Source organism: Thermostichus sp. OS-CIW-26, from assembly GCF_054058395.1.
This window is the reverse complement of the sequence record NZ_JBSSAG010000006.1, coordinates 62,908-87,391: the sequence shown is the minus strand read 5'-3', so window position 1 is coordinate 87,391 and position 24,484 is coordinate 62,908. Positions and strand designations below refer to the sequence as shown.

The following is a 24,484-nucleotide window of genomic DNA, read 5'->3' as shown; positions in this document are numbered from 1 at the left end:
CCTAACTTTAAGTCGGGTCACAATCCTGATCTCAATGTAACTGAATGTTTATGTTGACGGCGGATGAAGATGAGCTATGCAGGTTTGGAAATCCTTATGGAATGCTTTTAGGGATCCTTGGGTTCCTGCCAATCGAAGGGGTTAGGACTTAGGGCTGTAGCAAACTGGGCCAGGGTGTGGCGCAACTGATCCAGGTTTTGGCCGGTGGCGGCGGAAACAAACAGGGCTTTGGGGTAGAGCAGGCGGACGTCTTCCACCCATTCGGGGTCGAGGCGGTCGATTTTGTTGAACACCAGCTGGCGGGGACCAGTGGCCAAGGGCAGCTTGTCCAGCAAGGTTTCCACCGCCTCGATCTGTCCTTCCCAGTTGGGGTGAGACAGATCCACCACATGCAGCAGGGCATCCGCTTCCGTCACCTCTTCCAGGGTGGCTTGAAAGGCATCCACCAGTTGGTCTGGCAATTCGGTTAGAAATCCCACCGTGTCGGTCAGCAGGACCGCCTGCCGGTTGGGCAGATCCAGCCGCCGGGTAGTGGGATCCAAGGTGGCAAAGAGTTGGTCGGCCACGTAGACCTGGGCATGGGTGAGGGCATTGAGGAGGGTGGATTTGCCGGCGTTGGTGTAGCCCACCAGGGCCACCACGGGAATTTGGGATGCCTCGCGCCGTTGGCGCAGCCGCTGGCGGTGGCGGCGCAGCTCTTCCACCTCTTGCCGCAGCTTGCTGATGCGCCGCTGGATGGCCCGCCGCTCCATTTCCAGTTGGGTTTCCCCCGGGCCCCGAGTACCGATCCCACCCCCCAGCCGCGACATGGTGCGACCGCGACCGGCCAGGCGAGGCAGCAAATACTGCAGTTGCGCCAGCTCCACCTGCAGCTTCCCGGCTCGGGTTCTGGCCCGCTGGGCAAAAATATCCAGGATCACCTCGCTGCGATCCACCACCCGCACCCCCACCGCCTCTTCCAGGGTGCGCACCTGGCTGGGGGTAAGTTCCCGGTCGAACACCACCAAGTTAGCGCCCAGATCCTGGACCAGCAGAGCCAGCTCTTGCACCTTACCGGATCCGATTACCGTGGCCGAATTGGGGCCCTCCCGCCTCTGCCAGAGGGCTTGCAGCACCTGTCCGCCGGCACTCTCCACCAGGCGGCTCAGCTCCGCCAACCCATCCATGAGATCCTCGTAGCTCTGCCCGGACTCCTGCAGCCCCACCAGGATGGCCCGATCCTGATCCAGATCCACCTGGCGGGCGGTCAACTGGCGCCGAAAGCCATCTTCTAGCTCCGCCACCAGCTCCTGCAGATCCTGTTCTGCCAGGATCCCCAAAGGCAAAGGCTCAGAAACCTGCCAACGGCGCTCTCCCTCCGGCAGCAGATGGGCCAGATAGGCCCGGTGAACAAAGCCCGTAGCCGCTCCTCCCCGGCGTCGGTGCCCTCCTGACTTGGACACGGAAAGGGTGATGAGGGCATCCAAACGCTGCAAAGCCATGGCCGTCAGCGCTTTTTGACCGGGGCCCCCCTCCCCCATTTGGGTGGTGATGCAGCGGATCCCGGATAGGCGCTCGGCCCCCTGGCGGGGCAATTCCCAAGCGGGAATCTGGGTTTCAAAAGGGGATCCCACCCCTACGCGGATCACCTGGCCGCGCCGGTTGAGGTAAACGCTGATGGGCCGGCCTTCCAACTCTTGGGTCAGGGATCCCAGCCGTTGGGCAAACTCCACCGTCACCAGGCGGTTGGGGGGTAGGCGCAGTTGGTAAAGCCGTTGCAGTTGCTTTTGTTGGTGGGGCTTTAACCCTTTGGCCTGTTCGGGAAAGCGTCGTGGAGCGATAGCAGAGCTGAAGCGGGGGTCGGTCTGATGGCGAGAGGTGCTAGCCCTGGGCATGGGGACGGGGAAAGACCCAAAAACAAGCTTTCATCTACCATACACGCTAGCTGACAGCAGGAACTTGGGATCCAAAAGCAACGGCGGCAAACACTGGCCCAGTGTTGGAGCTGCCCAAGCGGGGATCCCTGTATTGAGCTTGCTGTCGGTGAGAGAGTTTCCAAATCGGTTGGGCATCCCTTTCGCTCCGTGTTGCCGGAATCCTGCTGCAACTCGGAGTAGCTGCATAAATCGGAAAAATCCGTAGTGCCAGCTCTTAGTTATCATAGATGCACGATTTCAACATCACCCCATTTTCTGCGCAAATATTCAGCAACCAGCCTACGATGACAGTGCTCAGGTGTAGCTTCACTACAAAGCAGACATCCTCCATCGAGAATACTTTTATCCACTTGATCTTCAATGCGACGCTCGGCCATCAGCGACAAAAACTGTCTCTCGTAGTTAGACCATTCACCACTGGCTTTGTAAGCATCGAGAATCTCTTGAGTTGGTGCAAGTTCCGGCAAATGAACATATCCAAGCTTGCAGATCTCGTGAAGAAAAAACTCTAGATCCCTCTTTTTCGTGAATCCCGCTAGTTGTGAGGTGTTATTAAGTCGAGTATCAACAACTTGAACCAGACCAGGCTGTTTTAAGCGATTAAAAAATTGCTCTGCACTTTTCTTCATAAACCCTATCGTAAATATCTTCATGGCCTCGCGCTCCGCTCATCATTTTTTGACATTTTCTCATCTCGATAGGCGACACGCCTGCCTTGAATGAGATAGGCTTCGGCTATAAACTCTTCCCGACTTCTAAACAAGTCCCCCTCTGGAAGTTTGCAAAGGGCAAGAAGACGAGATTCTAGAGCCTCATGAGTCTCCAAAGAGCCATTGGCCAAGATGTGGTTGACCGGAATCCCACTTTGAAAAAATTTACGCGCCACCAGCAACGATCTATGACATTCAATAGGGTCTTTCTCAGCACACATCAGTGCGATCCGATACCGACTAGAACCTTGGATCAGGCGGTCGATCCCTTCGAGGAAGGCTGGCTCATTTGCCAGTCGTTCATACTGAATCCTACCCTGATCATAGCAGCTCGGATTTTCGCTACGTCCTCACAATTCTTTGCCCAGAAAGACGTAAGCAATACCTGCTGACGCTAAAGCACTTTTCAACTTTTCTTGTGAATATTGAGGGACGTAACGGCTATATGGACGTGAGCGAACGTCGCCAATACCAGTGATGTTGTACTGGCGCAGTAAGTCTATGAAAAAATCAATCTCGTGGTTTGAGTGACCAATCGTGTAGATCTCTGATTTCATATGAGTCGACCTGAGTAGAGAACAGCCGCTATCAGCTTGTAGTAATAGCCCAAGTAGGGATCGCTAAGGCTAACACACAGCACCGGATCGGGGATGTCATATTGACCGTCTTCGCCCATTAGGAAATCCCGTTCAATCACAGGATCGGTAACATCCATGCAGTATTTTACTCCCTTGTATACAAACTCGCCGCGTACTCTACGCTTAGAATTCGGGTATCCTGGTGCCTTGTAACCAACCAACAGACGCAAATGCTCGACCGGTACAAGGTAAAGAGAAACTCCGCTTTCTCGCCCGACACTTAACCGGTTGTTCCACCCAGCATAGCTGCTCTCGCCAGTGCCCCAGAGATTCTCAGGGTTGTCTAGCCAACTGTTGATATCCTCCCAAGGCAGGTGGCCAACTTTTTTCCAGCGGTGCTTTGGATTGATAACGTGGTTCTCCCTCTGGTGAGGTAGTGGCTGAGGTGTATCACAAGAGACACAGAGAATATCAAGAAGTTCTGGGTCGCCACCGCTTAGGAAGGCTCGTGGATGTAGTTGTCAAACACGGCAAAATTGCTCAGGGCAGGATCCGGCTTGAGGCTGGATCCCATCAAGAAGCTGACTTTGGGATAGTCTTTGGCTACTTCCCGCGCTTCCCGCTCCACCCCGAAGACCTCACCCACCAGCAGTTGGACGCCGCTCTCGGCATACTGACGCAGCACCCGTGGGTAGTCGGTGTTGGAAACTGACTCCGACCAGGTATAGTCAATATCCCCCCGCTCCTGGGCGGTCATCAAGGCTTTATGGATCCGGCTCACCCACTGCTGCTCAATGGGAACCGTATAAACCCCGGCCACCTTCAGCTTGGTTCCTTGAGCCACCGCGGCATCGCGAACCAACCAGCGGCTCCCCATCAGGCCAGCCACAAAAGCCCCAGAACGCAGGCAGAAGTCCCGCCGGGAGAGTTCTAAACGTGCCATAGTCGCTTCTGTTGAGGTTAGTTCGAGATCGGGTTACTGCTCGGCTTATCGTAAAGGGGAGATCCCTGAAAATATGTATCCTGAAATACAATTTTTTGAGAAGGAGCTTGTTTGTAATGGACAACGAAGTTTCGCTGACGGTTGGAATGGATGTAAGGGCCAAGTCCTCTCAAATCAGCTCTCGATAGATTATCCCTCTGACTACTTGGCTGATATCTTGCACAACCGGATGCTGTTGGGGACTACAGCCCTCTTTTATAAAGTGAGCAATAACCCAATCAACTGGTTTCCTAAATTCGGGCTTTGAGGTAATTTAAGACATCTTTATCTGATTTGGCCTATCATTCAGTCAACTGTAGTTGCTTCTTTCCATCCTAAGTTCAAACAAATAGCCACAACATATGGATCTCATTTTGCGCCGGGCCAATTTGCCGGATGGCCGCAAGGGAATCGATATCGGTATCCAGGGGGATCGCATTGTGGCTCTGGAAAGCAACTTACAAGCCACTGCCCCCCAAGAAATTGATGTCAGCAACCGCTTGGTGTCGCCCCCCTTCGTGGATGCCCACTTTCACATGGATGCCACCCTCACCTACGGGATCCCGCGCGTTAACCAATCGGGAACCCTGCTGGAAGGGATCGCCCTCTGGGGGGAGTTGAAGCCGCTGCTGACTCCTGAGGCGGTGATGGAGCGAGCCCTAACCTATTGCGACTGGGCAGTAGCGCGTGGGATCCTGGCCATCCGCACCCATGTGGATGTGTGCGATCCCAACCTGTTGGCGGTGCGGGCGCTGCTGGAAGTCAAGCAAAAAGTGGCTCCCTACTTGGATTTGCAACTGGTGGCCTTTCCTCAGGATGGCTACTATCGCTCGCCAGGGGCGGTGCAGCTTCTGGAGAAGGCTCTGGATTTGGGGGTGGAGGTGGTGGGCGGGATCCCCCACTTCGAGCGGACGATGGCCGAGGGAGCAGCTTCGGTGCGGGCCCTGTGCGAGATTGCTGCGGCGCGGGGTCTGCGGGTGGATCTGCACTGCGACGAGACGGACGATCCGCTTTCGCGCCATGTGGAAACCTTGGCCTACGAAACGCTGCGGCTGGGCTTGCAGGGGCGGGTGACCGCCTCCCACCTAACCTCGATGCACTCGATGGACAACGCCTACGTGAGCAAGTTAATTCCTCTAATGGCCGAGGCGGAGCTGGGGGTGGTTGCCAACCCGCTGGTAAACCTAGTGCTGCAGGGGCGCCACGACACCTACCCCAAGCGGCGGGGGCTGACCCGGGTGACCGAGCTGATGGACGCAGGCTTGACGGTAGCCTTTGGCCAGGATTGCGTGATGGATCCCTGGTACCCTTTGGGCAGCGGCAACATGCTGGAGGTGGCCCACATGGCCATCCACGCCGCCCAACTGACTGGCTATGAGCAGATGCGCCAGTGTTTTTTGGCGGTAACAGAAAACCCGGCCCGCATTCTGGGGTTGGAAGGCTACGGCCTAGAACCCGGTTGCTATGCCGATCTGGTGGTGCTCCAGGCTGCTGATGCCGTCGAAGCCATTCGCCTGAAACCGGCTTGCCTGTATGTCTTCCGCCGGGGCCGGCTGATCGCCCAAACCCCGCCTGTGGTTGCCCAGCTCCATTTGCCTGAGCGCCCCACCCAGGTGGAGTTCAGCCGCCAGCTTTGGACCTCATCGGCGCACGGTACCGCTGAAGCCGCTGGCCTTGAATTGCTCCAGGGTGAGGGGCAGGGGGCTGGTTATGGGCACCGAGATGCGAATTGAAAAAGGGCTCTCGCCGGGAGGAACTTCTGCAATGGCCCCCAGGCGGGTACGCTCCGGCAGAACCTCGTTGCCGTTGGCATCGTAAAGCCGACCGAAGACATCCGCGTTCAGCAGGGTATTTTTGGAGCGGTTGACCACTGTGCCTTCGACGAACAGGCACCTGGCCGGTATGGGGTTGCCGTTGCTGGTCACCAGGTTGGTGTATTCGGGGGTATCGGGACAGGGGGTGACGTGGAGATCCTTCAGTTGCAGGGGGATCGCCCCAAAGCCCATCAAGAGCACCGCCAATGCCACACAGCCAAAGCTCATGCAGACAAGACGCAGCTTTTGGGTTAGCCACTGCGCCGGCTTCCAAACTTGGCTCATCGTTTTTCCTCCAAGGCCCACCCTCTTTAGTCTAGGGGATCCCTGTCTCGTAGAACCTCTCCTCGGTTTGGATCCCATCCAGGCGCTGATCCCAAGGATCCTGAGGTAGAGGCTGCTCCAGTAGGCAGGCTTGGGGGACAATGCCCCACTTGGGCACACTGGGATCCGGCAGAGAGGCCAAAAAGCGGTCGTAATAGCCGCCGCCATAGCCCAAACGCCTTCCCCACCGATCGCAGGCCAGGGCAGGCACCAGGATCAAATCCGCCTCGGTGGGGTCGAGGGTTTTGCTGTGGGGAGAGGGCTCCAGTAGCCCCCGACGATTGGGAATCAGCTCAGCCGGCTGGTAGCGGTGCCACTGCATTTGCCGCCGCGGCAGACAACGGGGGATCCCCCACTGCTTCTCTGGAAAAAGGGCAAACAGGGATCCCAAGTCCACCTCGGAGCCGAAGGCCACATAGGCCAGGATGGTTTTGGCGGCCAAAAGTTGGGGGCAAGAGGCCAAATGAGCCACGATCTTCTGGCTGATAAGGGATCTGTCCAACCCCTGCCGCACCTGGCGAAAGTGCTGGCGCAGGCGAGCTTTTTCTAGGGCAGGATCTGCTGCCAGAGAACTGGGCCGCCAAGAAGAAGACAGTTCCGGGGAAGGGAGTTCCTGCACAAGCCCAATGCCGCCTGGATATTCGGTCTCTGCAAGATCTGAATCTACTGGATGGCCAGGAGCTCCACTTCAAAATCCAAGGTGGCATTGGGGGGGATCACGCCGCCGGCGCCGCGGCTGCCATAGGCCAACTCCGGCGGAATGCGCAAGTACCGCTTGCCCCCCACCCGCATGGTGGCCAGCCCTTCCTCCCAGCCACGGATCACCTGCCCTACTCCGTAGGTGAAGACAAAAGGCTGATTGCGCTTGTAGGAGCTATCGAAGATGGTGCCATCCTGTAGCTTGCCCACGTAGTTGACCACCACCGTTTGCCCCGGCTGAGGCGAAGGCCCACTGCCTTGAGTGATGTCGTAGTATTGCAATCCCGACTCGGTGGTGATGAAGTCCTTGGCTGGGGATTGCACGCTCACCACCGGATTGTCCTTGGCCCGCGACAGAGCCACGGCCGGCTGGCCGCCCCACACCCCGAGCCACAGCAAACACAGCACCAGCAGCAGCACCCGTTTCATCCGTTGGCGTCTCCCCACCGCCGACTTTTGGCTTTCCTTTAACAATCTTAGGGGATCCCGTCAGCCTTTCAGTTCGGCAAATTCGATGATCTGACCCTGGTGATCCCGCACCCAAAAGACGAAGGGCTTCTCGGAGCGAATGCTGTTGCGGATCCCTTGTTTGTTGATTCGCTTCAGAAGGGCCTTAAGGGACTCCCGCTCATAGCTGACATGGCGATAGCGAACGCCGCTGCTGCGGCCCGCTGCCGGTACAGTCCCGTAAGCAGAAGCAGATGAGGAGCTGGGCCTGGAGGTGCTGCCGTAGGGGCCAGAGCCCCCATAGGGATCCGTGGAGCCGGGGATCACGTGCAATTGCACATTGTCGGAGAGCTGATACCAAAGTCCGGGGGTATCCAATTGGGTGGGCCCAGAGGTGGGACGGGCTTTGGCATCGAAGCGGGGACTGAGGCCAATATCCCCTGGAAAGTAAGCGGATCCTAGGCTGTAGCCGACCATGCTTTGCTCGTAGCCGTAGTAGTACTGCAGGGGCAGCTCCGCTTCCGGCAGTTTCAACACCTTCTCGTAAAACCCTCTGGCCTGCTCCAAGTCCGGCACGATGATGGTGTGGACGCGGGGAGCGCCGCTTAAGAATGTCCACATGGCCCCCCCATAGGCCGATAGCAGCAAAAACATCAGCCCCTTCGTGGAGAGCAAAACCTCCAGGGGGATTAGGGGCAGCATCAGTCCAGGTGGGATGACCATCGGCACTTGTCCCTTCGCGGGTGGCTCTATGTCCAGTATAGGATCCGGGGAGAATCCTGGCCTTGGCCCACGCTCGATGAAGCTTGCTCTGTTTGCCCCCAGCCCGCGCGCCCGCCGGTTGGCCAACTCCCTGATCCCCCTCCTAGGCAAGGAGGTCATCTGCTGGAGCAAAGCTGAACCGCAGGGGCTGCCCTCCCCCTGGCAAGCCTACGGGGATCCCAAGGATCCCACAGCGCCAGGCTCCCTAGCAGAAGCCGTTGCCCAAACCTGGCCCCAGGTGCAGGGCTGTCTCTTCATCTTGGCCGCAGGGTCGGTGGTGCGGCTCATTGCCCCCCTCTTGCAGGACAAGCAGCGGGATCCAGCGGTGGTGGTGGTGGACGAAGCCGGTCGCTGGGCTATTAGCCTGTGCGGGGGACATGTGGGGGGGGCCGATGCCCTGGCGCGGCAGGTGGCCGCTACCTTGGGAGCCCAGCCGGTTCTCACCTCTGCTTCCGAGGGGCTGGGGATCCCGCCTTTGGATTTGCTGGGGGATCCCTACGGCTGGCGGCGGGGCGCTGGAGATTGGAACGGGGTGGCAGCCGCCTTGACGCGGGGAGAGCCGGTGGCCGTTCACCAGACCTGCGGCACGCGGCTTTGGCGACAAGCTTGGCCGGCAGATCATCCCCTAGTGGCCTCCTCTCCTCCCCATCCCGTTGCCCAGATCTGGATTGGGGAATACCTCTCCCCTCCCACGGGGATCCCGACAGTGCACTGGCATCCGCGGGTGCTGTGGGTGGGGGTGGGCTGCGAGCGGGGCACCACCCGCGCTTGGCTAGAGGGATCCCTGCGCCGCCTGCTGCAGGCCCAGGGGCTGGCTTTTGAGGCCATTGCCGGCCTGGCCACCCTAGAGCTCAAGCAAGACGAGCCGGGTCTTTTGGAGCTGGCTCAGGCCCACGGCTGGCCCATTGAGTTTTTCCCGGCAGAGGCTTTGGCTGGGATCCCGGTTCCCCACCCTTCGGAGGCGGTGCGGCAGGCGGTGGGCACTCCCTCCGTAGCCGAGGCGGCTGCTCTTTTGGCGGCTCAGATCTGGGGAAGAGGTGACCGAGCTTTTGAGAGGCCCTCTTGCGTTGCGGAGGGGAAGGCAACTCTTCTCTGCCCCAAGCAGGTCTTCACGTCAGAAACCGAAGGGGCCTGCACCCTGGCCATTGCCCGCGCGGCGCAGGAGTATTCCCCTCGCAGCGGCCACCTCTGGCTCATCGGCACTGGTCCTGGGGATCTGGGTCAATTGACTTTGGCTGCCCGTATGGCTTTAACTCAGGCCGATGTGGTTGTTGGCTACCAGCTTTATCTGGATCTGGTGGATCCCCTTTTGCACCCCGGCCAAATCCGGGAGGTCTCTCCCATTACCCAAGAGCTGCAGCGGGCCAAACAGGCCATCGCTTGGGCGCAGCAGGGGCTGAAGGTGGCGGTGATTTCTTCGGGGGATGCGGGCATTTACGGCATGGCGGGGCTAGTGTTGGAGTGCTTGGCCCGCTCTGGCTGGGATGGGATCCGCCCTTCTCTGGAGGTGCTGCCGGGGATCTCTGCCTTCCAGGCGGCTGCTGCCCGGCTGGGGGCTCCGCTGATGCACGACTTCTGCGCCATTTCCCTCTCGGATCTGCTTACCCCTTGGCCGGTGATCGAAAAACGCCTGCAGGCGGCTGCAGCTGCCGATTTTGTGGTGGCCCTTTACAACCCCCGCTCCCGGCAGCGGGTGGATCCCTTCCTCAAGGCTCTACAGATCTTTCTGCAGGCCCGACCCGCCCATACCCCCGTGGCTTTGGCCCGCAACCTCTACCGCCCCGGCGAAACCCTCCACCTCACCACCCTAGGGGAGCTGGATCCAGAGGAGGTGGACATGCTCACCCTGGTTCTTATCGGCAACTCTCAGACCTTTCGCCATGGAGACCGGCTGATTACCCCGCGGGGCTATTGCCTGGGCGAAGAACCCACTTGACGGGTGTTAAGCCCAGACTCAAAACACCATCAGATGCCGGGGATCCAACTGCAGCCACCACGGGGATCCCCAACCTTCCACCTCTCGCCAGCGCTCCCGCCACACCTCGGCTTGCAGGTGGTAGTCCTGGCTGTGGGCAGGAGGACCGCCCAGCCTAAAGAAGAGAGTCAGTCGGTGGGGGGTCTCGCTCCACTTCACCAGCCAAGCCGGAAACGTGTTGGGCAGCTTCCCGTCGGGCCTGAAGGTGAGGTGGTGGGCGCGGATGGCGATGTATTCTCCCGCTGGGGATCCCTGTACCTGCAGCTCACAGCCCCAATCCAAGGCCAGCACCCGTTGAGGGCCCAGGAGCTTGGCCCGCGAGATGTTTTTGCAACCCGTCAGTTGCGCCACACTAAGGCAGGGGGGAGCCTCAAATAGCTGACGCTTGTCCCCCTGGGCAATGATTCGCCCCTGCTCCATTACAGCCAGATCCCCGCAGAGGCGGAAGGCTTCCTCAATGTTGTGGGTTACCAAAAGCGTGACTCCCTTGTAGTCGGCTAGGATCTCCCCCATCTCCTGCTCCAGATGGCTGCGCAGGTGGGCATCCAAAGCAGAAAAAGGCTCATCTAGCAGCAAGATCTCCGGCTCAGAAGCCAACGCTCGCGCCAAGGCCACCCGCTGCTGCTGTCCTCCAGAGAGCTCGGTGGGGTAGCGGTTTTCCCAGCCTTTCAGCTTGACCAACTGGAGCTGGGCCTGGATCCGCTCTTGTTTTTCCGCTTCGCTCAAGCCCGCAGGGATCCCAAAAGCGATGTTCTGGGCGACAGTGAGATGGGGAAACAGAGCGTAGTTCTGGAAGATCACCCCTACCCGTCGCTGAGCGGGGGGCAGCCGGATCCCCTGTTCGGCGTCAAACAACGCCCGCTCGTTGAGCAAAATGCGCCCACCATCCGGGGTTTCGATCCCGGCAATGCAGCGCAAAAGTAGGCTTTTGCCGGATCCAGAGGCCCCCAGCAGTCCTAATGGCCGCCCGTCGCAGCTCAGTTGCGCCTGCAGCTCAAATTGGGGCAGCTTCTTGTCAATGTCCACCCAGAGGCGGGGGGCCGGAGTTGAGAAATCCAGATCCCTTCTGGCCAGAACCCGCAGGGGGCGAGGGGGAAGCTGCTGCAGAGGCTGTCGCTGAAACCAAAGGTTAACTGCCGTCATCACCCCCAAGGACAACCCCAAGACCAGGGCCGAGCTGATGGCCGCCCCCCGCATATCCCCCGCCTGAACGGCAAAGAAGATGGCCATGGATAGGGTTTGCGTGCGGCCCGGGATATTGCCTGCCAGCATCAAGGTGGCGCCGAACTCCCCCAGAGCGCGAGCAAAACTGAGGGTAACCCCCGCTAGGATCCCCGGCAAGGCCAGTGGGATCAGCACCCGCGTAAAAATCTTGGCCCTACTTGCTCCCAGGGTGCGGGCTGCCGCCACCAGCGTCGGGTCGATCTGCTGGAAAGCTCCCAGGGCCGTGCGGTACATCAGGGGCAGGGCCACCACCGCTGCCGTGATCACCCCGGCATACCAGGTGAAGATGACCGACAAGTTCAGCGAGGCCAAAAGTTGTCCCAGAAGGGTTCGCCGGCCAAACAGCAGCAACAATAGGAACCCCACCATGGTGGGCGGCAACACCAGCGGCGCCAACAAGAGGGCCTCGATGAGAGAGCGCCAGCGACCTCGGTAGTGCAACATCCCGTAAGCTGCCAGCGTCCCCACCCCAAAGGTGATGCCCGTGGCCAAGCCGGCAATCCGTAGGGAGATCCAAAGCGGGGATAGGTCGTAGTCGCTCATTTGGAGTAACTCATCCGCGCCATTGCAGAGGGATCCCTCACAGGCGGATAAAGCCGTACTTCACAAACACCTCTGCTGCTTCTTCTGAGGTTAAAAACTCCAAGTAAGACTGTCCGGCGGGAGTATCGCGCACCAATGCCACCGGGTAGATAATTGGCGTAATGGGATCCGCCGTAGCCACCACCCGCACCCGATCCGAAAGCTGAGCATCCGAGGTAAACAGGATCCCAGCGTCAGCATTGCCCTGTTCTACCGCCGTTAAGATTTCCCGCACCGTGCTGGCAAACACCATCTTGGGCCGCAGCGTCTCAAACACCCCTGCTTGGGTGAGAATTTCCTGGGCATAGCGTCCGGCGGGCATGGCCTGCAGATCCCCAATGGACAGAACCCGGATCTCTTCCGCCACCAAGTCGGCAAAATCCTGAACCTTGGTTCTGGCATTGGCAGGCACAATTAAAGCCATGCGATTGCTGAGAAGATCTCGCCGGGATCCCTCCACCAGCAGGTTTTGCTTGGCAAGGGCGTCCATAAAAGAGGCGGCTGCGAAAAATACCACGTCCAAAGGAGCCCCCTGCTCCACCTGTTGCTGGAGAGAGCCGGAATTGGCGAAGTTGTACTCAACCTTGATGTCGGGATAGCGGGCGGTGAACAACCGGTCGATTTCCGTTAAAGCCGGTTGCAAGCTCACCGCAGCCCCCACCAAAATGGGCTGAGATTGTGCCAAGCCGGGAGCCGACCCCCACCTCAAAGCCAGGGCGGCCAGGATCCCTAGGAATAACATTGCAGTTCTTCGTTTCATAGCCATTTTTCTTTGACCCGTGACAACTCTCAGAACAGGAAAATCCGCCAATGGTTCGGTGCTTTTGACTGTCGGAATTGGGTTGTAATTTGTATCTGTAGATACACACCTAGACTATCGGCAGCCATTCCTCCCCAGAGGCAACGATAAGCATCTGATAGTATTGAAACCAATGTTGAATGGCCATCTGCCGAGATCCCTTCTTGTTCAGTTTGGTCAACACCCCTGTTGCTTTAAGTGTTCAACAAAGGAGAAGTCATGCAAATCAGCACTCGCAACTTTTTTAAAGGAACTGTAAAAAGCTTCCAGGTGGGCATGGTCAATGCCGAAATTGTTCTGGAAGTTGCACCAGGCATAGAAATAACAGCCATTATTTCTAAGCACTCTGCCGAACGGTTGGGTATAGCAGTTGGAAAAGAAGCGTATGCTGCCATTAAAGCCTCAGATGTGGTCATCGCCGTGGATTAGTGGTGGATTAGCAAATTGAGTGACTGGCCTAGACTTGCTGTTGCCTGGGATCCAAATACAGGGCTTTGATAAGGCGCTGGCGATCGTTTAGGCTGATCCGAAGCCGCCCATTCTCTACATCCCGCACCCAGCTCTGGCTGCGCCCCAGCCTCTGGGCCAATTCCCGCTGGCTGATTCCCTTTTGCCGGCGTGCCGCCGAGATATCCGCTCCACGCAAAGCTTTGCTTGAGGGGAAGTCTTTTGGGTTTTCGGGAGGGCCAGGGAGATCCGAGTCTGTTGCAACAGGCGCAGACTTTGCCCTACGCTGCCGCCGAGATCCCGATTCTCGGGTTGGGGATCTGGCTTCTTGAACTACTCGACGATGCCAGTCGGAGGGCAGATGAAATCGTTGAATGCGAGCCTGCATCAAGAGTCCCCACTTGCCCCGCGGCCCGGCAGCGGTCAGCAGGCCGCCATTATTGGCATCTTCAATCCAAAAGTTCAATGCCTCGTCCGCATCCTCGGGCACAGCTTCCAGGCGAGCCCACAGGGGTTGAATGGAAGAAGGATAGGTGAGGGGATCGAACTCCGGCTTGAGGCCGTAGTGGTTGAGAACCTCCAGATCGCTTTCAAAGGTGCGCACCAGCCGTTTGCGTTCTTGGAGATTGAGATAAGCTTCCTGCAGTCGCTCTTCCCCGTAGGCCACTCGCATCAGGGTGGGCACCGTCAGACGCTGTTGCCGCCCCATCCTCACTTTGAACAACAGCCACAGCAGCAGGCGCATGGCTCCTTCATGGTGTTGCCAATGGCTCATCACGGCCTGCAGCAGGGATAGGGGCAGGCTGCTGTACTGATAAAAGGCTTGCCCCTGGCGGCACCCTTGTCGATTGAGAAAGTACCGTGTCCATTCGCCGGGCTGAATCGCCCAAGTCAGGCCCACCAGATGGTTGCAGCCCTGCTCATCTTTTTGAAAGTGGCGATGCATCTTGAGCAGCCTCCACAGAGGGCTAGCCGGTACCGAAAACCCCTTCACCCGCCCCTGATCCGGCCAATCGATGGAGACTTGAATCCGACAGAGCTGCTCTATCCAGGTCATGAACAGGTGGAGACGGGTCATCTTGCTCAGATCTTTACGTTTATCCCAGCCCAAATAGGACTCCAATTGTGAGTCGGTGAAAACAAAGGATTCCTTCCAGGGGCTATCCAACCCGGCGGCATAGGCAGCAAAAATAAGATGCAAACAGGCAGTTCGCACATCGATCGGAGCACTTTGTGGGATCCCGTCCAAACATAGAGTTAGGGTCAGAGATCCCTGGTTGTGGCCAACAGATTTCTGATAGCAAACCTGGTTATCTCCCTGCTTTTGCAGATTGAGAGATTGAAATTGAGATAGGAAATTGCAAGCTTCCCAGACCACAATTGACGAAGCAAAAGCCTGGCTATGGCTGTTCAAAAATAGAGGTGGACTGCTGCGAATGCGGGCCGTGACCGTGCGGTTGCGCCCCTTCATGGCTTCATAAGGCTGCGGGGCAGAACCGGGACACAGGCTAACGCACTGAGGTTCTGGGAAGAAACCTTCGCAGTCATTGCACAACAGAGGATTAATCCAGTATTCCCCATCCTGAACAACGATAGCTTTTGTAGGACAGCTATCTACGCAAGCGTGGCAACCGATACAATCCCCTGAGATTTGATAAGCCATAGCCCTCAAACTCCATAACGTTTCCCTGTAGCTCTCCCTCGTTCACACCTGCTATCGCATCTGCGCAACCCTAAACCCGGCCATGGAGACCTTCCTCGCAAAGCCGTGGCAGCCCGGCGAGAGACCTTAGTTTAAGGTCTGTTTCCTAAGCTCAATTCGTGAACTGGATTGAACGATACCTCAAAAGATCCCCGGCAGGCCAGGGAGATTTGGTCTAGGGTGAACCTTCTGGAAAGCTTTGTTTTCTCTTAACTTCTAATGTTTGCAGTGAACTTTTGAGATGGCTTTGCAGGCTACTCCTCCCCCCTTGAGAGCCTTTTAGGGATCCGAACTGCAACAAGTGTCAGGCGAAACGCTCAATAACCAAGCCGACACAAGGTCGTCCGCCCACCCAATACGTCGATTCATCGGCAAGGTTGTGGCTTGGCTCTAGATGCCAACCCAAGGGATTGGGTTCTAGCTCCAGCGCCCGCACGATTTCCTCTGGGCTTAGTCCTGTGCAGAGTTGGATGTGTTGCAACTTGGGGAAAGGCTTTTCCACAAGGCTAAGCTCTTCAGCAGCTTTAAGGATGGAGCCCAGGTGCAACAAACAGGTGTTCATGGCTTTGCTCCCAAATCAAGATAGGTTATGAAGAGATGAGCTTCCCTTACTTTGAGTGTCCCTCATTACAGGTTAAAAATTGGGTAAATAGACTACATTTTAGAAGGCTCTTGGCAAATTTAAGATTGTTTTCTTATTCGGTTCTTGGGTAGACATCAAGGCGCAACGGGGATCCATGTAAACCCAGATGGGTTTAGCTAAATGAGCAGGAAGGGAAAGTTGGCCACTGGGTAGGAGTAGGATCCACTCAGGGTGACGTTGGATAACCTGGAGATAGGTACCTGGAGTGAGACCCATTTGCTGCAATTGGGCGCAAGCAGCTTCGGATCCGCGCAGTTGGTAGATGCGACCTTCTTCTCCAACCTTCATGAGTTGGAGAGGAGATATGGTTATTGAGATCTTAGGGACGGTGGGCGGTGCCAACATATAGGGATCCCTAATTCTAGAAAAAAATAGAAAAAAGGCTGCTTAAGCCTATCGGCGAGCAACTGGAGAGCAGCCGTCTATCAAACCAAGTAAGCTTCCTGGTGAGTGCGAATCGTACAATTGGAGCGAGGTTTAGCCACGCAGAGCAGCACAAATCCTTTGGCTATTTGCTCCTCATCCAGAAAGGTTTGCTCCGATTGATCGACTTCTCCTTCTACCACTTTGGCCACGCAAGAGGAACAACTACCGGAGCGGCAGGAAGAGGGCAAATCCACATCTTGATCCTCAGCCGCTTCTAGGATGGTCGAATCTTCATCTACTGAGATATAGGTGTCGAGCCGTCGTTTTGGGTTAACCAAGTGAACTGTGTAGGTAGCCATGATGAGATCTCCAGAGAGTTGACGAGGGGTAAACAAGGGAGCTTAGGCAGGGATCCCAGGGCTGCATTCGCCCCGCTCTCCCGAAGAGCTGCAGCCGGCACAGCCGCCAACGGGATCCGGACAACCATAGTCTTGAAAGACTCGGAAGAGCTTCTCCTGCTGCGGGGTAGAAGTGAGAAAGGTTTGATACGCTTTTTCCAGCGCTTGCCGGGCTTGCTCCAGCCATTCTTCTTCGCTGCCCTGGAAGTGCTCCAGAGGAGCCAGATACTGAGCGAATTTGCGTAGGATATGCAAGCGATTTACATTGACCACCCGCGGATCGTAGGGGAGCTCGAAAAAAGCGAAATAATCCTCGGCATTGACTAGGGCTTGGAAGTCTTTCCAACGGCGGTTGCGGTTCCAACTCATCGGCAGGTCTCCAGGGTTTTCAAGCGTTGTCTGAGGGTGTGCAGCCGGGCAAACAGGGCATAGGTGCGGGCTGCCAAGTCGGGGAGTCGCTCGAACCCGTCGGGTAGCCCCTCGGCCAGATCGTGCAGATCCATTTTCAGTTGGCCTGCTTTGCTGTTTAGGCGCTTGATCTCGCTGCGGAGCTGGTCGGCAGAGAGGTGTTCGAAGGGCTCGAAAGCCAGGTCGTTCACAACATTCTCAACGTCACTCTCATTCAACATGGGCAAGGCACTCCTAATTACTGAAGAAAAAGAAGAAAAAATGGCTGCCGGGACGGAGACAAGCGGCTACAGTCGGCCCACCTCAGGGTAGGTTCGGGCCAGTTGGATCCCTTTGTCGATAAGGGCAGTAGCTTTTTCAGTGAGCTGTTCGAGAGACTCGAAACCGAAGCGATGGGCATCCCGCAGGGTGTTGACCACCAACAACAACCGCCCTGAGAAGACCAGCACCCAACCAAAGCCTTCGCTGTTGAGATCCAGCACCACCTGAGCTAGGAGGCCCGTTTCCTTTTCAATCAGGGCGGCAATGGCGCGGTAGTAGATGAGAATGCGGCTCCGCACCCCGGGATCCACCTCCCCTTCGAGGGATATCTGGCGTTTTTGGGCTTTGGTGACGACAAAGGGCTTGAGCAGCAACTCATCACTCCAGGCGCGGTAGGTGCCGTAGGGATCCGCCGCCCGCATCTGGCGAACGATCTCCTGCAGGATGGGGCTGGTCGAGGGGGAAAGAGGGGTAACCGTCATGGCTAAACCTCCGCAGGGGAAGTAGAGGGATTTGGGGCTTCGGCTTTGCGGGCGCGCTCGGCCAAGAGCACTTTGCGCAGCCAGGGGGGAGGATTGTGCAGGGTGGTTACCAGGCGCTGCAACAAGCTCTCGATGGATTCTTCTTCCGACTGCACTTTAATGGGGGTGATGCGGCGGTTGATCAGGCGGGCGGCGGCACTGCTGCCAATGGCAGCCACGTAGATGAGGGTGACATCGGCCAAAGCCTGCAGCTTGGGCACCAGCTTGTCCTCGTTGCCATCTGCCTCCAAGTTGCCCCCAAAGGTGAGGGTCTTACAAAATCGGTAGCCTTCGGGGGTGACTTCGTAGAGGTCGATCTGGTTGGCCCAGCCAAAGTGGGCATTGACGTGCTTGCCGTCGCGGGTTGTAAAGGCCACTTGCATAGGCGTTCTCCTTAGAACCGTGAACTTGAGGGTTTAGGGGAGCTAGGGGGATCTAGCTCGAAGCTCTGGATCCCTTAGAATCCATGCCCAGAAACCTGGGGTGGGCTGGGGTGACGGGCTTCCTCCTGCTCCATCAGCAGGTTGCCGACAGCAAACAGTTGGGATAGGGTGCCGCGATAGCCCACCTGACAGAGGTGGTTGGCCCCCAGCCGGTCGAAGATAGGGATCCCCATTCGATGCACTGGGATCCCCAGCCGCTTGCCCAGGCGCGCCACGTGGGAGTTGCCCACCAGCAGGTCGGCCCCGGGTGCTAGCTCCTCCAGATCCCCCAGATCCCCCACCCGCACTGCCTCAATGGGAAGGGTGCTCAAGTGGGGATCCGGTGTGGGACTGATGGCCGCCTGGATCTGACAGCCCATATCCAGCAGCCAGTCCACCCACCCCCAGAGCAGATCGGCTTCTAGGGCCAAGGCAATCCGCTGGTTGCCGAAGAAAAAGTGGCAATCCAGGAGGGCATCCTGGACTTGGCTGCGCTGGCGGCGGTAGCGCAGGGGCACCGGCTGTTGGCTGTAGTCGGCCAAGGTTGCCAAAAAGGGATCCACAGCCTTGAGACCGGTCAGGTGGGGGAAAACCCGATAGGGGGTGCCAAAGCGCTGGGCCAGGATCTGAGCGGCAGGGCGCATGCTCTCGCCGACAGCTATGGTGAGGCCGGAACGCCCGAGCTGGCGCAATTGCTCAAGGGTGGTGCCGCCGTCCGGGGTCGCCCTAAAGCCGGTGCCCAAGTGTCCGTCCAGGGAACCCGCGGGATCCGGCACCAGGATCGGCTCTAGGCCAAAAGCCTCCGCCATTTCTTTGATCTCCTGGGCGTCGGCAGGGGTGAGGGCAGGCCCGCACAGCACCGTTACCTGGGCAGGGCGGACGGATCCCGACGGCGGCTCTGGCAAGGTGCTGACCAAGCTGTGGACAGCGATGGCATAGCCGTCCTGCAGGGATCCCTTAAAGTCAGGCGTGGAGGCCAAGACGATGGGCAGATCCTGCAATTGCGGCTGGCGTCGGCGCAGCTCCCGCAGGATGCGCGGCATATCGTCCCCGCGGGTTTCCGTGAGGCCGGTGGTCAGAAGACCAATCAGCTCCGGCTGGGCCTTCTCCACCAAGGTGAGGATGGCAGCTTCGACATTCTCCTCGCCTCCCAAGATAGTGTCCACTTCGGACATGGCAGTGGTGGACATGGGAATGGCCTCGCGGAAATGACGTACCAGCAGCGCTTTGGCAAAGGCCGTACAGCCTTGGGAACCGTGGAAGAGCGGCAGACAGCCCTTGATCCCCAGAAAGGCCAGGGCCGCCCCCAGCGGAGCGCTGAGTTTGAGGGGGTTGACGCTGAGAGGCTTGCGTTCTTGGATGAGCTGGGCCATCATCCCACCTCCTTTGCTGCTGAGGTCTCCCAGGGGGCAGGCCGTCGCAACTGCTCCCAGATGGGGCTGTGGAGGGCGGCATCGATCTCCCGCGCCAAGTTCACCAGGCCGCGATAGCCGGCATAAGCGTGGTGCCGCTCCTGGTTGATGTCCAGAAAGGGGATGCGGGCCTTGAGGGCGGTGTACTGGTTGCGTCCGCCGGCGATGAGCAAGTCCGCTTTCGTGCGCTCCACCACCTTGAGCAGCTCTTGAGGGCTGCCCTTGTCCAAGAGAATGCCATCCTGGCCGAGCAGCTCGCGGATGCGGGCTTTGTCTTCTTCGGTGCTTTTGCGGGTGCTGGTGGCCGTTACCTGCATCCCCAGATCTCGGGCAGCAGAGATGATCGACCAACTTTTCACGCCGCCGGTATAAAGGACAACTCGTTTGCCCGCCAGCCGCTGCCGGTAGGGGGCCAAAGCCGCCTCGGTGGCGCGAGTTTCTCGCTCGATGAGGGCCTCGGTACGCTCCTGCAGTTGCGGATCCTTCAGCCCTTGGGCAATGGCCCTTAGGCAGTGGTTCATCTCCTGCAGCCCGTAAAAGGAAGCCTCGATGTAGGGGATCCCGTAGCGCTCCTGCATCTTGCGGCCCACATTGAGCAGGGCTTTGGCGCAGATGAGGACGTTCAGCTTGGCCCGGTGGGCGGTACAGATCTCGCGGTAGCGGCCATCGCCGGTGATCTTGGCCAAGATGCGGATCCCCAGCTCGTCAAACAGAGGCAAGACATCCCACAGCTCGCCGGCAATGTTGTACTCGCCGATGAGGTTAATGTCGCGGGGAGTGGTGTACTCCGGGGAGGCGGTGCCGATCACATAGTCCAGCAGCGCTTCTCCGGCCAGACGGTTGCCTAGGTTTTTGCTGCCCACAAAGCCGGGCGCATTCACCGGAATGACCGGGATCCCAAGCTGGCGGCTGGCCCGCTGACACACGGCCTCCACATCGTCGCCAATGAGGGCAGTTACACAAGTGAGATAGACAAAAATGGCGGCAGGCTGGTATTTGGCCTGCAAGTCAAGGATGGCCTGGAACAGCTTTTCCTCCCCCCCGAAGATGATCTCGTTCTCGCTCAGATCGGTGGTGAAGCCCACCCGATAAAGCTGGGGGCCAGAAGAGAGGCTGCCCCGCGTCCCCCAAGAGTTGCCGCTGCAGGCGATTGGCCCATGTACTAGATGGGCGGCATCGGCGATCGGCACCAGGGCAATCGAAGCCCCGTCAAAGGCACAGCCTCCCTGCGCTCCTCCTGGCTTGGCTTGCTCGGCACAGACTTTGTTTTTGCCTTTGCCGTCTTTCTTGTGGTTGTGCTCGCAGGCGGTCTCGTTGAGCAGCTCCGCCACTTTAGTCCGGCTGATCAAAGGCATGATGGGATCTCCTGAGAAGAGGGGGGCTGGGGTTGAGCCGCAGCTTCGGCCAGATAAGCCGCCGCCCGTAGCCGCAGGGCGATGATCTCCTCGTAGAGGGGGTTGATGCGACAGAGGGCCGGAATGTGGATGGTGCGGGATCCCAGTCGGATATCCCGCTCAAAGGGACAGGAAGCCGGGATCAAACGACAAATCCAACGGGCCTGCCGGGATCCCCGAATTTCAATGCTGTTGAGCCAGCGGCGCGGCCACTTCAGGGCGGATCTGAAAATTGAGTTCAAAACCAGGCCGAGCCATCCCAAAGGGTTGCCGACTCTGGGAAAGGGAAGAGAAGGGTAGGGATAAGTCATGGCTTAAACCTCCGAATGGGTAGAATTGGTAACAAGAGGAGGGGGAGCACACCATTCAAAAATCTGCTCCAGTTGCTCCAAGGAAATCAGCCCGTAATGCCAAAGAATCATGGGCAAAGGGCCCTGTTCACACCCATGCCGTTTCAGGGCGAAGGTGAGGGCGGGTTCCGGGATCCCAAGCTCAACTTGCAAAAACTGCAGCAGCGGCGCCCGATCGGGGGTAAGCATGGCAGAGTCTCCCAAAACGAGGGGTGGGCGTAGATGGGCAAGCTAGGATGGGGACAAGCCCAAAACCAAGCTGTCGGCAGCCAGAAAGTGGGCCAGGTGAAAGGCCCGTTCTTCCGTCCGCAGCAAAATCTGCTCGTAGAGGTGACGGGTGGCGCGATCCCCAACACTTTCCGCCAGAGCCGCCTGGCGACGCAGCAGATCGATTAGGCTTTGCTCGGCCCGCAAATCCGCTTCCAGCATGGGCCGCACAGCCAACGCATCGTCCCCTTCTGGGCTGAAGCAGCACAGCTCCGCCAGCTTGGCAAAGCTGGAGGCCGGGATCCCACCCAGGCCGTTCAGGCGCTCCCCCACCTCATGGGCGTGGTTCTGAACTTCCTGTAGACTTTCGTTGAAAAATTGATGAATTGAGTAGAACTCTGCTCCTTCGACAACCAGATGGTGCTTCAGATACTGCAAATACAGCCCCTGAAGACTGGCCCAAGCCAGGTTGAGGCCCTCGCAGATGGGAACCGTGATCTCCCGTCCCAGGTGAACGGGGTTGTCTCGGACTTGTTGGAAGGAGCGAGTTGAGGGGGATGGAGTGGTCATTGGCGCTACCAAAACGAGGTGAACAGGAGAAGCAAGAAGGCAAACGGCAGAGGTTCAGGGGTGGTCATCCCCTCCTGCAGATCTCTCAGGGGGATCCCAGGTCTGGAGAGACCAGCAGCGATCCAACCAACTCAGCCAGCCAGAGCGGTCAAGGGTGAAAAGGCGGAGCACACTGTGGACGAGGAGGGCTTCGGTGGGGGTGCGAATCATCACCCACAGTTGGCCGGTCGGGGTACAGCCACAGGTCAAATCCAGCTCCTGCAGACGGTAGAGAATCCGCCAGCGATCGCAACGGGGCACCTGCAGCACTTCAGCCGTTTTCGGTGGGGGAGAAACAAGGGGGGACATAAGCTCACCGGTTGGGAAGCAGGGGGCGAGTCTCAACAGAGGGGCAGAACCGTTGGGTTTCTGTTCCCCCGCTTATATCCCCCGCTTATAGCAAGCGGCTGCAGGGGCTCAGGCTTGGCAGCGGGCGATCAGGATTGATTGAGTTATTGCCGATGTACTCAAGCCCTGGAAGCTTGGCCCAGAGCGCAAAAAAAGTTTTTCTGGGGATAGGGGGTTGAGTCTTTTGCCTGCAGGGATCCAGTATTTTCGGGGAAGGGTATGGGTATTTGAGCGAGTACATCCCCCCTGTCACAACAAGAAAGTCCGACGGCCTGCCGCCGCAATAGTCTTCACTTCCTTGGCGAGGACTTTGCCCCAGGGGGATCTTTCCTCAAACTCAAACGGCTATTTTCAATACACTTTTGGGCTGATACGATATTAAATCGTAGCAATTGATGCAAAACGCAGCCGAGGCTGCGGCGCTTGAGTGCATCTGAGCAGATTTTTAGTATTTCTTAAGCATTGCCCCAAGCCCTTGTCGAATCAGGGATTCCGGGGATCCTCCCCACAGCCGGATCCCCCGCCCCTTTGGGTCAAAATACGGCATCCCCGGCCTTGAAAAACCAGACCCTTGACCCCTAAAAAAAGTTGGATTTGGCCTGCCATCAGGCTTTGCAGGTCTTGAGTACAAAGCCAATAAACTCGATCAGTTCTACCGGGCTGAGTGCAACGGAGCGGGCAGAGGGCGGTTGATATAACCGCCAGTAACGTTCTATCCCCTGGTTGACCCCACTATGCCGCCCCTTTCAACTCCGCCCCGCCAGGGATCCCCCTTCCCATCGGCCTGCGCTTGCAGCAGCAGCCCCCGCCAGGCTCTCCCCCCTCATCTGCAGCAACGCATCGCCACCCATCCCTGCTACAGCGAAGCAGCTCACCATCACTACGCCCGCATGCACGTGGCGGTAGCCCCCGCCTGCAACATCCAGTGCAACTACTGCAACCGCAAGTTCGACTGTGCCAACGAGAGCCGGCCCGGTGTGGTCAGCGAGCTGCTGACCCCGGCGGAAGCCGCCCACAAAGTGCTGGTGATTGCCGGCAAGATCCCGCAACTGACGGTGGTGGGCATTGCTGGGCCTGGGGATCCCTTGGCCAACCCCAAGCAAACCTTCGAGACCTTTGCCCGCATTGCCGAGAAAGCTCCGGATCTCAAGCTCTGCCTTTCCACCAACGGCCTGATGTTGCCGGACTACATCGACGAGATCAAACGGCTGAACATCGACCACGTCACCCTGACCATCAACATGGTGGATCCAGAGATCGGAGCCAAGATCTACCCCTGGATCCGCTGGCGGCGCAAGCGCATTCGAGGGGTGGAGGCAGCCCGCATCCTGCACGAACGGCAGATGGAAAGCCTGGATCTGCTGCGGGAGGCAGACATCCTCTGCAAAGTCAACTCCGTTCTCATTCCCGGCATCAACGACACCCACCTCTTGGAAGTGAACCGGGTGATCCAGGAGAAAGGGGCTTTCTTGCACAACATCATGCCCCTGATCTCGGCGCCTGAACACGGCACCTACTTCGGCCTCATCGGCCAGCGGGGCCCCACCCCTCAGGAATTGAAAGCCCTGCAAGATCGGTGCTCCGGCAACATGCGGATGATGCGCCACTGTCGCCAGTGTCGGGCGGACGCGGTGGGCCTTCTGGGGGAAGACCGCAGCCAAGAGTTCACCAAGGAGCGCTTTATGCAGATGACCCCCGAGTACGACCCCGAAAAACGCCGCCAGGTACAGGCAAGCATTGCCCAACTGCAAGCTCAGCAGCAGGCAGCCCCGACCCACTGGACAGCCGACCTGCCTCCCGACAGCCCCTCCATCCTGGTGGCCGTGGCCAGCAAAGGCGGTGGCTTGGTCAATCGCCACTTCGGCCATGCGCGGGAGTTTTTGATCTACGAGGTCAACGCCCGTGGGGCGCAGTTTGTCGGCCACCGCAAGATCCCGCAGTACTGCCACGGGGGATCCGGGGAGGACAACAACCTAGAGCAAATTCTGGATCTCATCAGGGATTGCCGAGCTGTATTGGTCTCCAAGATTGGCGATTGCCCCATGAAGCGTATTCGCGAGGCCGGCATCGAAGTGGTGGAAGACTACGACCTCATTGAAACGGTGGCCCTCAAGTTTTACCGCACCTGGTTGGTCAACCAGGCCCTGGACAGCAAATCTTCCCGATCTTGAGACCTCATCTTTT

Annotated in this window: 27 protein-coding genes and 2 pseudogenes; 4 read left to right on the top strand and 25 right to left on the bottom strand. The window is 58.3% G+C overall.

Annotation, left to right across the window (positions count from 1 at the left end; translation table 11 throughout):
• Positions 1-107: 107 nt before the first annotated feature.
• From hflX to ACVW0C_RS04560, 5 genes and pseudogenes are all read right to left on the bottom strand, one after another.
• Positions 108-1,874, bottom strand: a complete 1,767-nt coding sequence (gene hflX / locus ACVW0C_RS04580; RefSeq protein ID WP_457384473.1) for a GTPase HflX — start codon at positions 1,872-1,874, stop codon at positions 108-110.
• A 263-nt stretch (positions 1,875-2,137) separates the two neighbouring features.
• Complete coding sequence (locus ACVW0C_RS04575; protein ID WP_457384472.1) at positions 2,138-2,569, bottom strand: DUF488 domain-containing protein; 432 nt, start codon at positions 2,567-2,569, stop codon at positions 2,138-2,140.
• Positions 2,566-3,183 (bottom strand): annotated as a pseudogene (locus tag ACVW0C_RS04570) (DUF488 domain-containing protein). Before ACVW0C_RS04570 ends, ACVW0C_RS04575 begins: the two are co-directional and overlap by 4 nt.
• Positions 3,180-3,674, bottom strand: a complete 495-nt coding sequence (locus ACVW0C_RS04565) for a dual OB domain-containing protein (RefSeq protein WP_414342098.1) — start codon at positions 3,672-3,674, stop codon at positions 3,180-3,182. The pseudogene ACVW0C_RS04570 and the gene ACVW0C_RS04565 overlap by 4 nt, the downstream one beginning before the upstream one ends.
• A gap of 29 nt (positions 3,675-3,703) precedes the next feature.
• A pseudogene (locus ACVW0C_RS04560) lies at positions 3,704-4,147 on the bottom strand (BMP family ABC transporter substrate-binding protein); the annotation flags it as partial.
• A gap of 401 nt (positions 4,148-4,548) precedes the next feature.
• Here ACVW0C_RS04560 and ACVW0C_RS04555 point away from each other — a divergent pair.
• The gene (locus ACVW0C_RS04555) at positions 4,549-5,919 is read left to right on the top strand and encodes an amidohydrolase family protein (protein ID WP_457384471.1); all 1,371 of its coding nucleotides are present in this window, start codon (positions 4,549-4,551) and stop codon (positions 5,917-5,919) included.
• On the opposite strand, the gene ACVW0C_RS04550 is transcribed toward ACVW0C_RS04555, so the two are convergent.
• Genes ACVW0C_RS04550 through ACVW0C_RS04535 form a run of 4 tightly spaced genes read right to left on the bottom strand, consistent with a single transcriptional unit; the run spans position 5,827 to position 8,172 of the window.
• A complete protein-coding gene (locus tag ACVW0C_RS04550; protein WP_414332474.1) occupies positions 5,827-6,285 on the bottom strand; it encodes an FxLYD domain-containing protein in 459 nt (152 codons plus the stop codon). The two genes, ACVW0C_RS04555 and ACVW0C_RS04550, sit on opposite strands and share 93 nt — an antisense overlap.
• Positions 6,286-6,316: 31 nt before the next feature.
• Entirely contained in the window at positions 6,317-6,943 is a 627-nt protein-coding gene (locus ACVW0C_RS04545) for a 5-formyltetrahydrofolate cyclo-ligase (RefSeq protein ID WP_457384470.1), read from the bottom strand.
• 44 nt (positions 6,944-6,987) lie between these two features.
• The gene (locus ACVW0C_RS04540) at positions 6,988-7,452 is read right to left on the bottom strand and encodes an FKBP-type peptidyl-prolyl cis-trans isomerase (protein ID WP_414407059.1); all 465 of its coding nucleotides are present in this window, start codon (positions 7,450-7,452) and stop codon (positions 6,988-6,990) included.
• Positions 7,453-7,512: 60 nt separating this feature from the next.
• Positions 7,513-8,172, bottom strand: coding sequence for a hypothetical protein (locus tag ACVW0C_RS04535; RefSeq protein WP_457384469.1), 660 nt, complete (start codon positions 8,170-8,172; stop codon positions 7,513-7,515).
• Between the two features lie 97 nt (positions 8,173-8,269).
• Here ACVW0C_RS04535 and cobJ point away from each other — a divergent pair, with 97 nt between their 5' ends.
• The gene (cobJ, locus tag ACVW0C_RS04530; protein WP_457384468.1) at positions 8,270-10,168 is read left to right on the top strand and encodes a precorrin-3B C(17)-methyltransferase; all 1,899 of its coding nucleotides are present in this window, start codon (positions 8,270-8,272) and stop codon (positions 10,166-10,168) included.
• Between the two features lie 18 nt (positions 10,169-10,186).
• Here the strand turns inward: cobJ and modB are convergent, their stop codons facing one another.
• Complete coding sequence (modB, locus tag ACVW0C_RS04525; RefSeq protein ID WP_457384467.1) at positions 10,187-11,974, bottom strand: molybdate ABC transporter permease subunit; 1,788 nt, start codon at positions 11,972-11,974, stop codon at positions 10,187-10,189.
• Between the two features lie 37 nt (positions 11,975-12,011).
• Positions 12,012-12,773, bottom strand: coding sequence for a molybdate ABC transporter substrate-binding protein (gene modA, locus ACVW0C_RS04520; RefSeq protein WP_457384466.1), 762 nt, complete (start codon positions 12,771-12,773; stop codon positions 12,012-12,014).
• A gap of 258 nt (positions 12,774-13,031) precedes the next feature.
• On the opposite strand from modA, the gene ACVW0C_RS04515 reads away from it, so the two are divergent.
• Positions 13,032-13,241 carry a TOBE domain-containing protein gene (locus tag ACVW0C_RS04515; protein WP_011430671.1) on the top strand — a complete coding sequence of 70 codons (210 nt, stop codon included), beginning with the start codon at positions 13,032-13,034 and terminating at the stop codon, positions 13,239-13,241.
• A gap of 28 nt (positions 13,242-13,269) precedes the next feature.
• Here the strand turns inward: ACVW0C_RS04515 and ACVW0C_RS04510 are convergent, their stop codons facing one another.
• The 14 genes from ACVW0C_RS04510 to ACVW0C_RS04445 all read right to left on the bottom strand — a co-directional run bounded on the left by ACVW0C_RS04510 (position 13,270) and on the right by ACVW0C_RS04445 (position 22,261).
• A complete protein-coding gene (locus ACVW0C_RS04510) occupies positions 13,270-14,922 on the bottom strand; it encodes a helix-turn-helix domain-containing protein (RefSeq protein WP_457384465.1) in 1,653 nt (550 codons plus the stop codon).
• Positions 14,923-15,265: 343 nt separating this feature from the next.
• Positions 15,266-15,523, bottom strand: coding sequence for a hypothetical protein (locus ACVW0C_RS04505; protein ID WP_011432066.1), 258 nt, complete (start codon positions 15,521-15,523; stop codon positions 15,266-15,268).
• A 99-nt stretch (positions 15,524-15,622) separates the two neighbouring features.
• Positions 15,623-15,892, bottom strand: coding sequence for a ferrous iron transport protein A (locus ACVW0C_RS04500; RefSeq protein WP_238376962.1), 270 nt, complete (start codon positions 15,890-15,892; stop codon positions 15,623-15,625).
• A 137-nt stretch (positions 15,893-16,029) separates the two neighbouring features.
• Entirely contained in the window at positions 16,030-16,329 is a 300-nt protein-coding gene (locus ACVW0C_RS04495) for a 2Fe-2S iron-sulfur cluster-binding protein (RefSeq protein ID WP_099813376.1), read from the bottom strand.
• A gap of 42 nt (positions 16,330-16,371) precedes the next feature.
• The gene (nifW, locus tag ACVW0C_RS04490) at positions 16,372-16,737 is read right to left on the bottom strand and encodes a nitrogenase-stabilizing/protective protein NifW (protein WP_099883832.1); all 366 of its coding nucleotides are present in this window, start codon (positions 16,735-16,737) and stop codon (positions 16,372-16,374) included.
• Positions 16,734-16,997, bottom strand: coding sequence for a CCE_0567 family metalloprotein (locus ACVW0C_RS04485; protein ID WP_414351585.1), 264 nt, complete (start codon positions 16,995-16,997; stop codon positions 16,734-16,736). The genes nifW and ACVW0C_RS04485 overlap by 4 nt, the downstream gene beginning before the upstream one ends.
• A 66-nt stretch (positions 16,998-17,063) precedes the next feature.
• The gene (locus ACVW0C_RS04480) at positions 17,064-17,519 is read right to left on the bottom strand and encodes a NifX-associated nitrogen fixation protein (protein WP_414373906.1); all 456 of its coding nucleotides are present in this window, start codon (positions 17,517-17,519) and stop codon (positions 17,064-17,066) included.
• A gap of 2 nt (positions 17,520-17,521) precedes the next feature.
• Positions 17,522-17,941 carry a nitrogen fixation protein NifX gene (gene nifX, locus ACVW0C_RS04475; protein WP_414342057.1) on the bottom strand — a complete coding sequence of 140 codons (420 nt, stop codon included), beginning with the start codon at positions 17,939-17,941 and terminating at the stop codon, positions 17,522-17,524.
• Between the two features lie 74 nt (positions 17,942-18,015).
• The gene (gene nifN, locus ACVW0C_RS04470; protein ID WP_457384464.1) at positions 18,016-19,353 is read right to left on the bottom strand and encodes a nitrogenase iron-molybdenum cofactor biosynthesis protein NifN; all 1,338 of its coding nucleotides are present in this window, start codon (positions 19,351-19,353) and stop codon (positions 18,016-18,018) included.
• Positions 19,353-20,747, bottom strand: coding sequence for a nitrogenase iron-molybdenum cofactor biosynthesis protein NifE (gene nifE, locus ACVW0C_RS04465; protein WP_457384463.1), 1,395 nt, complete (start codon positions 20,745-20,747; stop codon positions 19,353-19,355). The genes nifN and nifE overlap by 1 nt, the downstream gene beginning before the upstream one ends.
• Complete coding sequence (locus ACVW0C_RS04460; RefSeq protein ID WP_011432074.1) at positions 20,738-21,097, bottom strand: Mo-dependent nitrogenase C-terminal domain-containing protein; 360 nt, start codon at positions 21,095-21,097, stop codon at positions 20,738-20,740. The genes nifE and ACVW0C_RS04460 overlap by 10 nt, the downstream gene beginning before the upstream one ends.
• A gap of 3 nt (positions 21,098-21,100) precedes the next feature.
• Positions 21,101-21,325: a DUF2949 domain-containing protein gene (locus tag ACVW0C_RS04455; protein ID WP_457384462.1), complete on the bottom strand. Its 225-nt coding sequence runs from the start codon at positions 21,323-21,325 to the stop codon at positions 21,101-21,103.
• 42 nt (positions 21,326-21,367) lie between these two features.
• Positions 21,368-21,913 (bottom strand): ferritin-like domain-containing protein, encoded by a 546-nt coding sequence (locus ACVW0C_RS04450; protein WP_011432075.1) that lies wholly within the window; start codon positions 21,911-21,913, stop codon positions 21,368-21,370.
• Positions 21,914-21,967: 54 nt separating this feature from the next.
• Complete coding sequence (locus ACVW0C_RS04445; protein WP_457384461.1) at positions 21,968-22,261, bottom strand: Asr1405/Asl0597 family protein; 294 nt, start codon at positions 22,259-22,261, stop codon at positions 21,968-21,970.
• Between the two features lie 773 nt (positions 22,262-23,034).
• Between ACVW0C_RS04445 and nifB the strand changes: the two genes are divergently transcribed.
• Positions 23,035-24,471, top strand: a complete 1,437-nt coding sequence (gene nifB / locus ACVW0C_RS04440) for a nitrogenase cofactor biosynthesis protein NifB (protein WP_011432078.1) — start codon at positions 23,035-23,037, stop codon at positions 24,469-24,471.
• The last annotated feature ends 13 nt before the right edge of the window (positions 24,472-24,484 follow it).

Excerpts from the sequence above, each read along its gene's own strand:
- hflX (WP_457384473.1), bottom strand. The coding sequence starts at position 1,874 with ATGCCCAGGGCTAGCACCTCTCGCCATCAGACCGACCCCCGCTTCAGC.
- ACVW0C_RS04575 (WP_457384472.1), bottom strand. The coding sequence starts at position 2,569 with ATGAAGATATTTACGATAGGGTTTATGAAGAAAAGTGCAGAGCAATTT.
- ACVW0C_RS04555 (WP_457384471.1), top strand. The coding sequence starts at position 4,549 with ATGGATCTCATTTTGCGCCGGGCCAATTTGCCGGATGGCCGCAAGGGA.
- ACVW0C_RS04550 (WP_414332474.1), bottom strand. The coding sequence starts at position 6,285 with ATGAGCCAAGTTTGGAAGCCGGCGCAGTGGCTAACCCAAAAGCTGCGT.
- ACVW0C_RS04540 (WP_414407059.1), bottom strand. The coding sequence starts at position 7,452 with ATGAAACGGGTGCTGCTGCTGGTGCTGTGTTTGCTGTGGCTCGGGGTG.
- ACVW0C_RS04535 (WP_457384469.1), bottom strand. The coding sequence starts at position 8,172 with ATGCTGCCCCTAATCCCCCTGGAGGTTTTGCTCTCCACGAAGGGGCTG.
- cobJ (WP_457384468.1), top strand. The coding sequence starts at position 8,270 with ATGAAGCTTGCTCTGTTTGCCCCCAGCCCGCGCGCCCGCCGGTTGGCC.
- modB (WP_457384467.1), bottom strand. The coding sequence starts at position 11,974 with ATGAGCGACTACGACCTATCCCCGCTTTGGATCTCCCTACGGATTGCC.
- modA (WP_457384466.1), bottom strand. The coding sequence starts at position 12,773 with ATGAAACGAAGAACTGCAATGTTATTCCTAGGGATCCTGGCCGCCCTG.
- ACVW0C_RS04515 (WP_011430671.1), top strand. The coding sequence starts at position 13,032 with ATGCAAATCAGCACTCGCAACTTTTTTAAAGGAACTGTAAAAAGCTTC.
- ACVW0C_RS04510 (WP_457384465.1), bottom strand. The coding sequence starts at position 14,922 with ATGGCTTATCAAATCTCAGGGGATTGTATCGGTTGCCACGCTTGCGTA.
- ACVW0C_RS04505 (WP_011432066.1), bottom strand. The coding sequence starts at position 15,523 with ATGAACACCTGTTTGTTGCACCTGGGCTCCATCCTTAAAGCTGCTGAA.
- ACVW0C_RS04500 (WP_238376962.1), bottom strand. The coding sequence starts at position 15,892 with ATGAAGGTTGGAGAAGAAGGTCGCATCTACCAACTGCGCGGATCCGAA.
- ACVW0C_RS04495 (WP_099813376.1), bottom strand. The coding sequence starts at position 16,329 with ATGGCTACCTACACAGTTCACTTGGTTAACCCAAAACGACGGCTCGAC.
- nifW (WP_099883832.1), bottom strand. The coding sequence starts at position 16,737 with ATGAGTTGGAACCGCAACCGCCGTTGGAAAGACTTCCAAGCCCTAGTC.
- ACVW0C_RS04485 (WP_414351585.1), bottom strand. The coding sequence starts at position 16,997 with ATGTTGAATGAGAGTGACGTTGAGAATGTTGTGAACGACCTGGCTTTC.
- ACVW0C_RS04480 (WP_414373906.1), bottom strand. The coding sequence starts at position 17,519 with ATGACGGTTACCCCTCTTTCCCCCTCGACCAGCCCCATCCTGCAGGAG.
- nifX (WP_414342057.1), bottom strand. The coding sequence starts at position 17,941 with ATGCAAGTGGCCTTTACAACCCGCGACGGCAAGCACGTCAATGCCCAC.
- nifN (WP_457384464.1), bottom strand. The coding sequence starts at position 19,353 with ATGGCCCAGCTCATCCAAGAACGCAAGCCTCTCAGCGTCAACCCCCTC.
- nifE (WP_457384463.1), bottom strand. The coding sequence starts at position 20,747 with ATGCCTTTGATCAGCCGGACTAAAGTGGCGGAGCTGCTCAACGAGACC.
- ACVW0C_RS04460 (WP_011432074.1), bottom strand. The coding sequence starts at position 21,097 with ATGACTTATCCCTACCCTTCTCTTCCCTTTCCCAGAGTCGGCAACCCT.
- ACVW0C_RS04455 (WP_457384462.1), bottom strand. The coding sequence starts at position 21,325 with ATGCTTACCCCCGATCGGGCGCCGCTGCTGCAGTTTTTGCAAGTTGAG.
- ACVW0C_RS04450 (WP_011432075.1), bottom strand. The coding sequence starts at position 21,913 with ATGACCACTCCATCCCCCTCAACTCGCTCCTTCCAACAAGTCCGAGAC.
- ACVW0C_RS04445 (WP_457384461.1), bottom strand. The coding sequence starts at position 22,261 with ATGTCCCCCCTTGTTTCTCCCCCACCGAAAACGGCTGAAGTGCTGCAG.
- nifB (WP_011432078.1), top strand. The coding sequence starts at position 23,035 with ATGCCGCCCCTTTCAACTCCGCCCCGCCAGGGATCCCCCTTCCCATCG.